Genomic DNA, 13,017 nt, shown 5'->3' with positions numbered 1-13,017 from the left:
CCCTTTGGTGCGAAGCGCTAGGCTACCGGAATGGACGCCCGAATTTCACCCACCGAAGGTATGATCGTCGTGCTGGAGTTCGCGCTGGCGGTCGGCGGGTTCATGGCCGGCGTCGCGTTGCTGACAGCACCTGACGGCGCCAGTCTGGGGTGGAGCACAGCGTCGCTGGATGGCACGCCGTTTAGCAACTATGTGGTCCCCGCCCTTTTCTTGCTGACACTCACCGGGGTATTTCCCGCGCTGGTCGCAATCGCAACGCTCGCCCGGCGGCCGTGGTCCATGTGGGGTCACCTCGTCATGGGTGGATTGTCGGTCGCGTGGATCGGCGGACAGATCTTGACGATCGGATACATCTCGTTGCTGCAACCGATCTTTGGCGCGATCGCGTTTCTCATCACCACGCTTGGGCTGATGTTGTACGCCCAGGCCCGAGATGAGGCGATCGCTAGTGGAGGACCGGCGCGCTCGGGACCGATCGCGCCTACGGGTGTCCGCGGCGTCGGCGGGCCGCTGCGGCAGCCGTAGAGACACGAAGTCGCCCGCGAGCCGGACGCGACGCTCAGCACGGCGAGCAAGAACAGGCCGCGTCACAGCCTGGCATGCTGGGGGGCTGTGTCGGGTCCAAGCAGGTCGCGCTGCAAGCCCCCGCTCCGCACTTGATCGACGCGCCCTTGCAGACCCCACTCGCCTCGCCGCAGTTGATCGTGCACGAGCCCTGACCACAGCTCATCGGGAGGTCGCCGCACGCGTCGTTGCCCCCTTCGCAGGTCAGGGTGCACGCGTAGAGATCTGGGCAGGTCACGCTGCCCGTGTCGCAGGCGTCGGTGCCCTCGCAGGTGACCTCGCACTCGTAGTCCTGGGGGCAGACGATGTCTTGGCCTTCGCACTGGGACTCGCCCGCGCACTCGATCACGCAGACGTTGCCCCGACAGCTGGTGCATTCCCCAGGGCATTGATCACTCCCGGGAGCCTCGAGATCGCTGCAGTCGTCACCATCGCCGGTCGTGGGATCACCATCACCATCACCATCACCATCGCCGGTCGTGGGATCACCGGTCGTGGGATCACCGTCACCATCTCCGGTCGTGGGATCGCCTGCTGTCTCGCTCGTCCCCACGCCGTGGTCACCGTCGCGTCCCCCCGAATCGAACAGAGTATTCGGTTCGATCAAGCAGCCGCACAGACACGCAGACACGAACACGGCCAGCAGCCTCCGACGCGCGGCCCCACAGTTCACGGATGTCTCCACGACAGACAATTCGTCACCAGGTGACTGCATGATAGACCCGAACGGGATTCTTGGGCACGCCATCAGCCGCGCCCACGGCGCACCCTGAGTCGCCGTGCTGCCCACCACACCTCGCGCGCATCAAATGCGCCCCGCGGCCGAGGGTGCGAAAACGGAGAAGCTACTCGATCACGAACACATACGCGCTCTGATCCGCGACATCCGCCGCAAACCCGTCACCCACCAGCTCCCCCGCCGCCAAGCTACCCACCATCACGTCCACCGCCCCGCTGCGATCGAGCACCCTTCGCACCACCAGATCCCCGGCCAACCCCGCGGCATCCAGCAGGTCCTGGGGCAGCCGCACCGGCCCAGCAGCCGCCTGCCCCGGCGCGAAGTTGGCGACCACGACCACCAGCCGTCCCGCGCCCGGCTCGAACCTAGCGAAGGTATAGAACCCATCCGGGCAGTCCCCAAACATGCCTGGATTGTTGAAGTACTCCAGCCCCCAATAGCTCGATCCCAGCACCGCAGGGTCCTGCGCGAGCGCGAGCAGGTCCGCATAGAACTTCCGCAGCGCGACCTGCTCGGGCGCCAACCCGCCGCCGTCGAACGCCCCGTCGTTGACCCACTTCGACAATTGCTCGAGCGACCAATAGTCAAAGATCGAGGTCCGTCCGTCGTCCTTGCCAAACCCCTCTTCGCCGCCGCCCACCTCGCCAACCTCCTGGCCGTTGTAGACCAGCACGGGCCCGTTGCCGTACAGGAAGGCCAGCGGCGCCAGCTGATACCCAGCGGCCGCCGAGCCAAACCCGGAGTCGTCGGGGTTGGGGCCCTGGACGATCGGCGAGGCGATCCGCCGCTCGTCGTGGTTTTCTAGGTACTGGGCATACCGGGGCCGCGCGGCGTCGTCGAGCGCGAGCATCACATTGGCGTACGAGCTCTGCGACGCGTTGCCCTGGTAGAGCCGCTTGAGCTCGTCGTAGGACGCGTCGTGATAGACGGCGTCAAACCCGGCGGCCAGCAAGCCGTCGAGATCCGCGTACGCCTCGGCGATGAAGTAGACCTGGGGATCCCGCGCCCGGGCTTGCTCAATCAGCCAGGTCCACGCCGGGGCTGGGACAAAGTGGGCAAAGTCGCAGCGGAACCCGTCAACGCCGTGGTCTTGCCAATACGCAATGATCGCGTCCATCTTCACCCAGGTGTCGGGCATTGGATCAAACGCCTCTACATTGTTGGCGAAGTCAAAGCCCCAATTGAGCTTGACGGTCTCGTACCAGTCGGTGTCCGACGGCGTCGGCGAGCTTTGGTTGTTTCCGGTGACCTTTGGCGTGTTCCCGGGGCTGCCGTCCTCGGGCGTAAACGCGCCGTCGAAGCTGAACCCCGGCGGGTTCCACCCCGGCGGCTTGGTCAGGCTCAGGCTCTGGCCCGGCAGATAGAAGAAGTTGTTGCTGGGCGCGAAAAACACGCTCTGATCGTCGTCAAGCCCAAAGTCGGCGTCGGGCTGCACGACCGAGGCGTAGCTGCGCGCGACATGGTTCGGCACGAAGTCGATCAGCACCCGCAGCTGCGCGGCGTGGATCCGCGCGACCAGCTGATCAAACTCCTGCATGCGCATGGTTGGATCCATCGCGTAGTCAGGGCTCACATCGTAGTAATCGCGGACCGCGTAGAACGACCCCGCGCGGCCCTTGACGATGTCAGGGTCGTCGGCCGGCATGCCGTAGCCCTGGTAGTTGGTCAGCGTCGCCTGGCGTAGCACGCCCGTCAGCCACACGTGGGTGACGCCAAAGCCAACGAGCTCGTCAATCGCGACGTCGTCGATGTCGTTGAACTTGCCGACGCCGTTTTGGGCCAGCGAGCCATCGACCGCTCGCGTTTGGTTGCTGTTCCCGAAGTGGCGGACGACCAGCTGGTAGATGACGGGCCGCTCGGCGAGCGGGTCGCCATCGCCATCGCCGTCCCCATCCCCGTCCCCATCGCCGTCTCCATCGCCGTCCCCGTCCCCGTCCCCGTCGCCGTCGCCGTCGCCGTCGCCGTCGCCATCGCCATCGCCGTCGCCGTCCCCGTCCCCGTCGCCCGGGTCGCCATCGCCGTCCCCGGTGAAGGTCGTCGTCGCGATCTCTTCGGTGCCGGTCCCGTAGCCAAGGCTCTCATCGACCGTGTCATCGCCCGTACAGGCGCCAACGAGCAGGACCAAACACACGCAAGGCAGGATCGGGCGAGGCATCGCCCAATGATACGCCGGGGTGCGTCGCTCAAAAACAGATCGATCGAGGATCGCCGCCCGACTCGATCTTCTCGCAGCGCATGCCTGCCGGGCAGGACCCGTTTGCGCCGCAATCGAGCGCGCACACCCCTTCACCGTCGACCGTCAGACAGGTCGTGTTCCCGCCCAGCTCCGTCTCACAGCCCTGCGCGCATGGGTAGGTGCAGAACCCCGGCTCACTGGCGGGATGCACACACCACTCGTCAAAGCAGTCGCTCGCGTCCATACACTCGCCGTAGAGTTCGCCAGGCGGCGGGCCGTCAACCGACAGCTCGTCGCCCCCGCCAATCGCCCGATCCGCGCAGCCAACCACGGCCACCAGCCACAGGAACACAAAGAGTTGTTTCGGCACGCGGAGGTAGACACCACCCTCGCTAGCGTTTTCCGAGCGGTAATTTTTGGGGACCACGCAGGGAGCTGGCCCAGCCCGGGCGAACGCATGAGGGCGCCTATCGCTGGCCGTCGAACGCGGCGGGGATCGTCCGCATCGAGGCACGAATGCGTTGCACCCAGCGCTGGGGGATCGCTTCGCCGTCCCAGTCGTAGAAGCTTGGCACGATCTCGGTCTCCAGCATCGCGTACAGCATCCGCGAGTCGACGGCGTCCTGCGCTGCCTGCTCGTCGAACATGCGCTCGCCACCCAGGGTCCAGCCGAGCTGATGCCCTGGTTCGCTGGCGACCTCGCGCCACCAACCTTCGGCGATCGACACGTTCAAGGCCCCGTTGGCGGCCGCCCGCACGCCCCAGCTCTCACCCGGCCGGCCGCGGGTGCCGGTGCCCAACCATAGATCGACGCCCTCGACCAGGAGCCCCGCGACCTCGAGCCCCCAGTCGGGCACGAACACGATCCGGCCCTCGAAGGTCGGGTCACACGAGAGCTCGACGAGCTTGGCCAGCTGCGCCTGCCCGACCGCGTCGTCAGCATCGGCGGCGCCCGAGAACACCATCCGCACGGCCCGGAGCGGATCATCGAGCAGCCGACCGAGCCGCGCGAGATCATGAAACAACAGATCCGGCCGCAGCCCGGCGCCCAGCCGCCCCGCGCAGCCGATCCACAGCGCGTCCGAGTCCCCGGCCGGCAGCCCCCGGGCGTACAGCCGCTCGACCATGCGCTCGCGTGCCCGCGCCCGCAGGTTCCACAGCGCGCGGGTCTTGAGCGCGTCGACCTTCGCGGCCAGATCGGCCCCGCGGATCGGCGAGCTGCGCAGCTCCAGCGTTGAGACCACGTCGTCGGCCACCCAGCTGGGCAGGTGCGCGCGAACCTGGCTTGTCTGCGTTCCCGCGTGATGCTGGATCCGCGCCGGGATCCCCATGGCCCGAAGCACTGGCTCGCTGGCGCTGGACAGCAGCGCGTCCTGCCGGGCCCGCGCCGCCGAGCCCGGAGAGCGGGGCCGCATGCACAGCTCCCGCGCCTTGGCGCTGTTGTCCGCGGCGTGCGTGTCGAGCAACAGCAGCCGAATCCCGCCGATCATGTGCGCCCACACCCCAAGCTTCAGCTGCTCATCCGCGTGCGCGACGGTCACCCACAACGGCTCGCCGTCGGATCCCGTCACGCGCTCGAGCGAGCTCGCGGCGAGGTCGACGTTGGCCTCCACGACTCGAAACTGCCCGTCGTCCTCGACCTCGTGGGTCACGAACACGCGGTGATACACCAGCCCGATCGCTACCATCGCCCGGCCCTGATCGCTCGCGGATCGAAGCGCGTCACCGGCCTGCAACCCCGGCTCGCTGACAAATCCACCCAGCGGCGCGTCGATCGCGAACTCGGCACAGACATACGCCAGCGTGACGGGATCAGACTGTGAAGGGAGCTCGCTCGCAGCTGTCACGCGGCCCAGCATCCCGCGCCTGCGCCCCCATCACAAGGCGGTCACGCGGATCACTCGACCGGCGTGAAGCAGGCGATCGTGGTCTCGATCCGAAACGTCGAATCGGTCGAGCGGCGCTCCGCGTGAAAGATGTCCATGGGGTAGCTCTTGCCGGGCGTCAGCCCGAGCTGGTCGAGCGTCGCGGTGCCGGACTGGGCCGGGTGCAGGCCGCCAAGATCGATGACCAGCTGCCCGTCGACAAACAGCCACAGATCATCGTCGCCAATGAAGGTGAAGGTCTGGCCGGCCTCGTAGACGAAGCTGGTGTGGATCTCTGTCGTGAACAAGAAGTTGTGCGGCCCACCCATGCTGTCGGTCAGGCCCTCGTCGCCCCAGCCCATCCCGTCGATCGGGAAGAAGGTCTGATCGTCGAACACCTGCAGCTCGTCGCCCTCGAGCGTGAGCGGCAGCGCGACCGAGAACGACTGGTTGACGCCGTTGACGTCGGCGTACCACTGCTCGAAGTTGTCGACGCTGGTCATCTGCGGCGGGTCCACGGCCAAGCCGCTGAACACCGGCTTTTGATCGGCGCCAAGCGTGGGCTCGACCAGCCCCGGCGTGGCGACGTCGCCGCTGAAGGCCTGAAAATCTGGGTGGTCGACACGAAAGTCGCGGATCGTCGCGACGATGTCGGCACATTCATCGCCAGACGTGTCGCTGGTCGTCCCCTCGGTCTCGTCGCCGGGCATGTCCAGCTTGGGCCCGCTGCCGCTCGCGTCCGTGCTGCCGCTGTCGGTGGCGTCGCCGTCACCGTCGCCCAACGATGTGGCCCCCAGCGTCACGCCAACCCCGGTCTCGGTGTCCGTTGTGCCGTTGCAAGCCAACAGCGCGAGCGCGAACAGGGTGACTGGCAAGCGGCGCACGCCCGATCGTCGCCCAACACGACGCGGCCGCGCAACCAGATCGCCATGCGCCCAGGCTCCCCTTCCAGAAGGCCACGCATCCGGCGGAGCACACAAACGCGACGCGGCCAGCCGGGGGGTGGCCCAAGCGCCCCGGGTCCGGTATAGGCGCCAGCGTGACCAAGGTCGGACGATCCTACAAGCAGAGCGACGTCGACGAGCAGTGGGACGCGATCGTGATCGGCTCCGGGCTTGGCGGCCTGGCCAGCGCCGCGCTGCTCTCGAACATGGGCAAGCGCGTGCTGGTGCTCGAGCGCCACTATGTGATCGGCGGCTTCACCCACACGTTCAAGCGCAAGGGCTACGAGTGGGACGTGGGCGTGCACTACGTCGGCGAGGTCCACCGCGACCGCAGCGTGCTCGGCCAGCTGTTCAACCACGTCACCGACGGCGAGCTGAAGTGGGAGGGCATGGGCGAGGTCTACGACCGCATCGTGTTCGGCGATGAAGCGTACCCGCTGCGCGCGGGGGTGCAGAACTTCAAAGACGGCCTGCGCGAGCAATTCCCCGACGCCAAAGACGGCGCGGCGATCGACGAGTACGTCAGCGCGGTGTTCGCAGCGTCCAAGGCCGCCCGCAGCTTCTACGCCGAGAAGGCGCTGTCGGGTGTCGCCGGGTTCTTGGCCGCGCCGTTCATGCGCCGGCCCTACCTGGCCCACACCCGCAAGACCACCTACGAGGTGCTGCGCGGCATCACCGACAACACCAAATTGATCGGCGTGCTGACCGGACAGTACGGCGACTATGGCCTGCCCCCCAAGCAGAGCGCGTTCGCGATGCACGCCTCGGTCGCCAAGCACTACTTTTTTGGTGGCAACTATCCGATCGGCGGGTCAGCCCGCTTCGCCGAGACCATCGCGCCCAAGATCGAAGCTGGCGGCGGGATGCTGCTGACCAACGCGGGCGTGGACGAGATCGTGATCGAGGGTGGCAAGGCGATCGGTGTCAAGCTCGAGGACGGCAGGGTCCTGCGCGCGGAGCTGATCATCAGCAACGCCGGAGCGCTGAACACCTACGGCGCCCTGCTGCCCGCGGGCGAGCGCGCTCGGGTTGGATTTGCCCCGCAGCTGCAACAAATCGAGCCGTCGGCCGCACACCTCAGCTTGTACATTGGCCTGAACCAGTCGGCCGCCGCGCTGAAGCTGCCCAAGGCCAACTACTGGATCTACCCGGCCAACGAGTACGATCACGATCGCAACGTCCAGCGCTTCACCGAAGATGAAGACGCGCCGTTCCCGGTCATCTACATCTCGTTCCCCGGCGCCAAAGATCCCGACTTCGAGCGCCGCTACCCCGGCAAGAGCACGATCGAGATCATCACGCTGGCCCCGTGGGAGCGCTTCGCCAAGTGGGACGCCAAGCCGTGGAAGAAGCGCGGTGACGACTACGAAGCCTACAAGGCCGCGTTCTCCCAGCGCATGCTCGAGCAGCTCTACGCGGTCGAGCCGCAGACCCGCGACGCCGTCGCCTACCACGAGCTCTCGACGCCGCTGAGCACCAAGCACTTCACCGCATACCAGCACGGTGAGATCTACGGGCTCAGCCACGACCCCGGCCGGTTCGAGGGCAAGTTCTTGCGCCCACGCTCACCGATCCCAAACCTGTACTTGACCGGTCAGGATGTGGTCACCGCCGGGATCGGGGCCGCGCTGTTCTCGGGGTATTTGACGGTCTCCGCGATCACGGGGCGCAATGTGGTCATGGAGACCCTCAACCAGACCGCGAGCGCATAGGCGGGATCAGATCCCAAATATGCACTGCGCGCCAACGTTGATCGTGCACCCAAGAAAGTCGTCGCAGCTCTCGTTGGCGCACTGGTCGAGCTTGTCGAGCGCCTCGTCTTGCTCGTCAGCCTGACAGTCACTCATGGCGTCCTCGCAGTTATTGCGACACGTCTCTTCGTTGGTCTCGTCTTTACACAGCTTCCGCTGCTCACAGTAGTCGGCGCACGAGTTCTGCACGTCGAACGACGCGCCGGACCCATCATCAACGTCGTCGTCCTGCCGACAGGCGCCAAACGCAAAGCTGGCGACGGCTGCAAACGCAAACAGCATGGACACGAACACACGGGGGGATTTGTTGGGATCAGTCATCAGCTTCTCCTCGTTCGAGTGTTCCACAACCATTCGCATCTGGCTTGCGCGTTTTCACGCTGAGATGGCACCGCTATCGCGCAAACCTGTCGGGTCAGCAATTGAGCAGTTCCCGCCGATCCATATGTGACGTTTAGGCACAGGTAAGATCAATGCGGCCAATTCGACACAGCGCGGAGCTGGTTGAGACGGCAGGTGCGCAGCCTGAGCGCCAGTTGCTAGAGCGCCGATCAGTTTGGAGTCGCGTCGTCAGGTGCGTCTGGGGCCGTTCCTGCCTAGGAGGGAGGCCGAAGCTGTATCCGGCATACTGCGAGCGCCGACCGACAACGGCAGGGGCGGTCCCAGATGTGCCTGGCGTCGTGAATTCAAACTGATTGGCGCTCTAGTGCCACACACCCTGAGTTCGTTCCGGGTTAGGTGCGGAGCTGAGGCCCAAGGGCGAGGAGCTGCGACACTGCCATTGGGCCTCAGTGCCGTGCATGACCCGGATCGAACTCAGGGTGTGCGGCACTGGTGGCTCTGATCTTGCACAACCCAACCGCGGGTTCAGCGAGAACCACACAAACGAGAGCACCATGAAACGAATCATCTCAATCCCCCTGCTGCCGCTGCTGATCCTCCTCGCCCCCGTAGGTCTCTCTGCCTGCGCGACCACTCAAACGGTCTCAGCTCAGACCGATGACTCAGCGCTCGCGTCCCGGGTTGGGCGGCGACTCAGCGCAGATCCCGATGTCTCGCGCTTCGACATCGACGTGGACGCCCTCAACGGCGTCGTGACGCTGCGCGGACAGGTTGAAGATCAGGCCACCGCCGACACCGCGGCTCGCGTCGCCGAGAGCACGACCGGCGTCAAGAAGGTCATCAACAAGCTCATGCTCGAGTCCGATCCCGACAATCCCGGGAGCTCCCGCAACGACGCTGCGATCTCGGCCGCCGTCGGCGCGCGGCTGCTCGGTGACCCCGAGGTCCGACGTTTCAACATCGACGTCGACGTCGTCGAGGGCGTCGTCTACCTGTCTGGCATCGTCGAAGACAAGCTGGCCAAAGACACGGCCGAGCGGATCGCCTCTGCTGTCGACGGCGTCGTTCGCGTCGACAACGAACTCGAAGTCGATGATATGGAACACGAGGGACACGAGGAGTCGCCCTAGGAGCGCGCAGGAATTTTCGTCGAGGGCGAGGCGCTGAAACGCAGCTGTACCGGGCGTACTGCAAGTTTCGGCAACACTGCCCTCGGCGAAAAGGCCAAGCGAGGCGGTGCGAGGCATTGCACCACGGGCTCCTAGCCTAGACTAGACCTCAACAGCAGGATAACCATCATGAATTGGACACAAGTCGAGGGTAAGTGGAACGAGCTCGTGGGTAAGGCCCGCACCAAGTGGGGCAAGCTGACGGACTCGGATCTCGAGCAAGCAAAAGGTCGGCGAGAGCAACTCGTGGCCAAGCTGCAACAACGCTACGGCAAGACCAAGGAGTGGGCCGAAGAGCAAGCGGACGAATTCATCGCGAAGCTGTAGGGGTGGTCGCCAAGGTGGCGAGCGGGCACTACGCTCGCTCGCCTAGGCTAGGAACCCGTGGCGGTGCGAGGCATTGCACCACGGGCGCTCTAGGGACCTTCTTGCAGCTTGGGGCGGAAGTCGGATTTGGAGGTGTCACCGTTTAGCCGATCCAAACGGCGGTAGAGCGTGCGGCGGGCCAACCCCAGAATCTCGGCCGCGCGGCTCTTGTTGCCCTTGACCGCGCGGACGACCTCGCGAATATAGCGCCCCTCGAGCTCGCTGAGCGTGATCCATTCCTTGGGCACCGGCGGGTCGGGCAGCTGTTCGTCTAGTTGTTCGCCCAGCTCGTAGCGGCTGATCCGCTCAGGTAGGTCGGCGACCGTGAGCTCGTCATAGCGGGCCAGGGCGACCGCGCGCTCGATGCAATTCTCGAGCTCGCGCACGTTGCCGGGCCAATCATAGGCCAGCAGCTTGGCGGCCACCGACACGCTGATCCCCTCGATCTGTCGTCCGCTGCGCGTCGCGGCGCGATCGAGGAAATACTGGGCCAACAGCAGCACGTCCCGCCCGCGCGACCGCAAGGGCGGAATGTGAACATTGACCACGTTGATCCGGTAAAATAGATCCTCGCGGAACCGGCCCAGCCCGATCTGCGTCTCGAGGTCGACGTTCGTCGCGGTCACGACGCGCGCGTGAAAGCCCGCGCTGCGATCGCTGCCGACCGCGCGGACCTGCCGCTCTTGCAGCGCGCGCAGCAGCTTGGGTTGGGTCTCGATCGGCAGCTCGCCGATCTCGTCGAGAAACAATGTGCCCCCGCCCGCCTCTACGAACAGTCCATCCCGGGCTCGGTTGGCCCCGGTGAACGCGCCGCGGACATGGCCAAATAGCTCGCTCTCTAGCAATTGGCTGGGAATCGCCGCGCAATTGACGGCGACAAAAGGTTCGGACTCCCGGCGGCTTTGCCGATGCAGTTCGCGGGCGACGAGTTCCTTGCCAACCCCGCTCTCACCGGTCACGAGCACGGGGACGTCGGTGTCGGCGATCCTCGCCACCAGGCTCTGGGTGGCCGCGAGCGCAGGACTATCGCCGATCAGCGTGGTGCCGGTCGGACTCAGCGTGCTCCGCATCTGGCAGACTTCGCGCGCGAGCCCGACCCGCTGCAGCGCACGCGCGAGCCGACTCGAGACACTGTCCATGTCGACGGGCTTGGTCACGAAATCGAAGGCCCCGGCACGCAGCGCCGCGACGACCGTTTGGGCGTCGGGGCGCTCCGTCAGGACAATCGTGGGGATGTCGGGCCACCCCTCGCGGACCCGCGCGCACAGCTCGAGGCCGGTGAGCTCGCCGGTGTGAACATCTGTAATGAGCGCGTCAAACGACTGGCTCTGCAACAACGCCAACGCTTGCTCACCGGAGTTGGCGGCGTGGGCCTCATGCCCAAGCCGCGTGAGGCTGGCGCAGAGTCGCTCGCGCGGCTCGACATCGTCGTCGACAACCAGGATTCGGCTCTTCACGGGGCGTGAACTTAGCAAGCATTGACGCCCAAGCCAGTTTCCAGGTCGCGGACACGCGGCCGCACCAGTCGCCAACCAATGCACGAAAGTTATACGCCCCCGACACCCGGGGGCACGCGAATTAATCGATACCGTCCCTGCGAATCGGCACGGAGTCTCCCGTTTTCATGGTGCACACTACCGCCATCATGAATGCCACCTCCACGAAGAAGGACATCGATCAGCTCAACGAGTTTCTGCGCGGCGAGCGATCCGCCGTCGAGACCTACAACCAATGCATCGAGAAATTCGACGAGCCGCAGATGAAGGATCAGCTGCGAGCCCTGCGCTCATCCCATCAAAAACGCGTGGCCCAGCTCGAATCGCGGATCACGGAGCTCGGCGGGAAGCCTGATTCGACGTCGGGTGCTTGGGGATCGTTTGCCAAGCTCGTTGAAGGCGGCGCAAAGCTGCTTGGCAAGTCCCCCGCGATCAACGTGATCGAGGAGGGCGAGGATCACGGCAAGAAGCTCTACGACGATGAGCTCGACTCACTGACGGCCGGCACCCGCTCATTCATCGTCGAGCACATCATCCCAGAGCAGCGTCGGACCCACGACACCCTGGCCGCGCTCCGCCGCCAGGTCTGACGGTCTTTCTTCACACAGTCATCACCCGGCGTCATCCAATGACGCTCGAACAGGAGCAATCACCATGCTGTACTACGCACTCGTCTTCTTCATCATTGCGATCATCGCCGCGGTGTTCGGCTTCACAGGAATCGCCACGGGCGCAGCCTCCATCGCGCAGATCCTATTCTGGGTGTTCATCGTCTTTGCAGTCGCGACGGCGCTCATTCACCTGGTCAGGCGAGGAGGTGCCACCCCGGCGTAGGTCGGCAGATTGACAGACGGTGGCGGGGGGGGACACGCTGGCATGGCAGCGACGAGCTTGCCGACGGCGCCCGACGTAGCCGCCCCCCCGCGAAGGTCACTCGACGCAGTCGAGCGCTGTCAGCCGCCGCCCGGGATGCCGCTCCAACCCGACCGGCACCGAATCCAGCACGACCCCATCAGGCGCGCGGATCACCCGGTCCGCAGGCGCTGAGCGCGAGCAAGCCCAGGATACCAAGCAAGGTGGTTGTCGCGCTCGGCTCAGGGACCTTCATGTAGATGCGCTCGACTGCTAAGCTCCCGGCGTGTCGGCCTCGACGCTTCGATCACGAGCTTGGGAATCATCGCGACCATGAGCGCGTGGCTGTTGGCGTTCGCCTTTACCCAGCTGATCGAGGTGCCGATCTACATCCGCGCCCTGCTCGAGCGGCTGCCCGAGCGCGAGCCGGTGTGCAAGCGCTGGCCGGCGGCGCTGGCGATCGCGTTCGGGGCCAGCGCAGTCACCCACCCGATCGTCTGGTTCGTGATGCCCAAGCTGATCCCCGGCTCGTGGCTGACGATGGTGATCGTCGCCGAGCTGTTTGCGATCACGGTCGAGGCCGCGTGGCTGCGCGGGTTTGGCCTGCAGCGCTCGCTCGCCTGGGCGGCGTTCGCCAACTCGGCGAGCGTGGCGATCGGGCTGCTGTTGCGTCAGACGCTGGGGTGGCCCTGAGCCACTCCCCCAGCACGCTCACGCCAAAACCCAACATGTCGCGGAACCTCGCCGGCTGGC

General features: G+C 65.8%; 14 protein-coding genes. 7 read left to right on the top strand and 7 right to left on the bottom strand.

Features of this window, described 5'->3' with window-relative positions; translation table 11 throughout:
- Positions 1 to 30 precede the first annotated feature (30 nt).
- Entirely contained in the window at positions 31 to 525 is a 495-nt protein-coding gene (locus tag DB30_RS02625; RefSeq protein WP_146657896.1) for a hypothetical protein, read from the top strand.
- 34 nt (positions 526 to 559) lie between these two features.
- Here the strand turns inward: DB30_RS02625 and DB30_RS02620 are convergent, their stop codons facing one another.
- The 5 genes from DB30_RS02620 to DB30_RS02600 form a co-directional block, all read right to left on the bottom strand.
- A complete protein-coding gene (locus tag DB30_RS02620; protein ID WP_153258192.1) occupies positions 560 to 1,249 on the bottom strand; it encodes a hypothetical protein in 690 nt (229 codons plus the stop codon).
- 160 nt (positions 1,250 to 1,409) lie between these two features.
- A complete protein-coding gene (locus DB30_RS02615; protein ID WP_146657895.1) occupies positions 1,410 to 3,458 on the bottom strand; it encodes an alpha-amylase family glycosyl hydrolase in 2,049 nt (682 codons plus the stop codon).
- Between the two features lie 28 nt (positions 3,459 to 3,486).
- Positions 3,487 to 3,849 carry a hypothetical protein gene (locus DB30_RS02610; RefSeq protein ID WP_052546365.1) on the bottom strand — a complete coding sequence of 121 codons (363 nt, stop codon included), beginning with the start codon at positions 3,847 to 3,849 and terminating at the stop codon, positions 3,487 to 3,489.
- 97 nt (positions 3,850 to 3,946) lie between these two features.
- Positions 3,947 to 5,326, bottom strand: coding sequence for a glycosyltransferase family protein (locus DB30_RS02605; protein ID WP_146657894.1), 1,380 nt, complete (start codon positions 5,324 to 5,326; stop codon positions 3,947 to 3,949).
- 50 nt (positions 5,327 to 5,376) lie between these two features.
- Positions 5,377 to 6,228, bottom strand: a complete 852-nt coding sequence (locus tag DB30_RS02600) for a fibro-slime domain-containing protein (protein ID WP_052546363.1) — start codon at positions 6,226 to 6,228, stop codon at positions 5,377 to 5,379.
- Between the two features lie 155 nt (positions 6,229 to 6,383).
- Between DB30_RS02600 and DB30_RS02595 the strand changes: the two genes are divergently transcribed.
- Entirely contained in the window at positions 6,384 to 8,000 is a 1,617-nt protein-coding gene (locus tag DB30_RS02595; protein ID WP_052546362.1) for a phytoene desaturase family protein, read from the top strand.
- A gap of 6 nt (positions 8,001 to 8,006) precedes the next feature.
- On the opposite strand, the gene DB30_RS02590 is transcribed toward DB30_RS02595, so the two are convergent.
- Positions 8,007 to 8,360, bottom strand: coding sequence for a hypothetical protein (locus tag DB30_RS02590; protein ID WP_146657893.1), 354 nt, complete (start codon positions 8,358 to 8,360; stop codon positions 8,007 to 8,009).
- A gap of 575 nt (positions 8,361 to 8,935) precedes the next feature.
- Between DB30_RS02590 and DB30_RS02585 the strand changes: the two genes are divergently transcribed.
- Positions 8,936 to 9,511: a BON domain-containing protein gene (locus DB30_RS02585; protein WP_165703600.1), complete on the top strand. Its 576-nt coding sequence runs from the start codon at positions 8,936 to 8,938 to the stop codon at positions 9,509 to 9,511.
- A gap of 168 nt (positions 9,512 to 9,679) precedes the next feature.
- Entirely contained in the window at positions 9,680 to 9,877 is a 198-nt protein-coding gene (locus tag DB30_RS02580) for a CsbD family protein (RefSeq protein WP_052546359.1), read from the top strand.
- A gap of 89 nt (positions 9,878 to 9,966) precedes the next feature.
- On the opposite strand, the gene DB30_RS02575 is transcribed toward DB30_RS02580, so the two are convergent.
- Entirely contained in the window at positions 9,967 to 11,373 is a 1,407-nt protein-coding gene (locus DB30_RS02575) for a sigma-54-dependent transcriptional regulator (protein ID WP_052546358.1), read from the bottom strand.
- Positions 11,374 to 11,561: 188 nt separating this feature from the next.
- On the opposite strand from DB30_RS02575, the gene DB30_RS02570 reads away from it, so the two are divergent.
- The 3 genes from DB30_RS02570 to DB30_RS02560 all read left to right on the top strand — a co-directional run bounded on the left by DB30_RS02570 (position 11,562) and on the right by DB30_RS02560 (position 12,957).
- On the top strand, positions 11,562 to 12,002 hold the full coding sequence (locus tag DB30_RS02570; RefSeq protein ID WP_165703599.1) for a DUF2383 domain-containing protein: 441 nt from the start codon (positions 11,562 to 11,564) through the stop codon (positions 12,000 to 12,002).
- A 64-nt stretch (positions 12,003 to 12,066) separates the two neighbouring features.
- Positions 12,067 to 12,246 (top strand): DUF1328 domain-containing protein, encoded by a 180-nt coding sequence (locus DB30_RS02565; protein WP_052546356.1) that lies wholly within the window; start codon positions 12,067 to 12,069, stop codon positions 12,244 to 12,246.
- A 351-nt stretch (positions 12,247 to 12,597) separates the two neighbouring features.
- Positions 12,598 to 12,957 carry a hypothetical protein gene (locus DB30_RS02560; protein WP_146657892.1) on the top strand — a complete coding sequence of 120 codons (360 nt, stop codon included), beginning with the start codon at positions 12,598 to 12,600 and terminating at the stop codon, positions 12,955 to 12,957.
- The last annotated feature ends 60 nt before the right edge of the window (positions 12,958 to 13,017 follow it).

The sequence above is a fragment of the Enhygromyxa salina genome (assembly GCF_000737335.2).
Classification (GTDB): Bacteria; Myxococcota_A; Polyangia; order Nannocystales; family Nannocystaceae; genus Plesiocystis; species Plesiocystis salina_C.
This window is presented reverse-complemented; position numbering and strand designations above follow the sequence as displayed.

Bases quoted from the DNA above. Each gene is read 5' to 3' on its own strand.
- DB30_RS02625 (WP_146657896.1), top strand. From the start codon at position 31: ATGGACGCCCGAATTTCACCCACCGAAGGTATGATCGTCGTGCTGGAG.
- DB30_RS02615 (WP_146657895.1), bottom strand. From the start codon at position 3,458: ATGCCTCGCCCGATCCTGCCTTGCGTGTGTTTGGTCCTGCTCGTTGGC.
- DB30_RS02590 (WP_146657893.1), bottom strand. From the start codon at position 8,360: ATGACTGATCCCAACAAATCCCCCCGTGTGTTCGTGTCCATGCTGTTT.
- DB30_RS02585 (WP_165703600.1), top strand. From the start codon at position 8,936: ATGAAACGAATCATCTCAATCCCCCTGCTGCCGCTGCTGATCCTCCTC.
- DB30_RS02580 (WP_052546359.1), top strand. From the start codon at position 9,680: ATGAATTGGACACAAGTCGAGGGTAAGTGGAACGAGCTCGTGGGTAAG.
- DB30_RS02570 (WP_165703599.1), top strand. From the start codon at position 11,562: ATGAATGCCACCTCCACGAAGAAGGACATCGATCAGCTCAACGAGTTT.
- DB30_RS02565 (WP_052546356.1), top strand. From the start codon at position 12,067: ATGCTGTACTACGCACTCGTCTTCTTCATCATTGCGATCATCGCCGCG.
- DB30_RS02560 (WP_146657892.1), top strand. From the start codon at position 12,598: ATGAGCGCGTGGCTGTTGGCGTTCGCCTTTACCCAGCTGATCGAGGTG.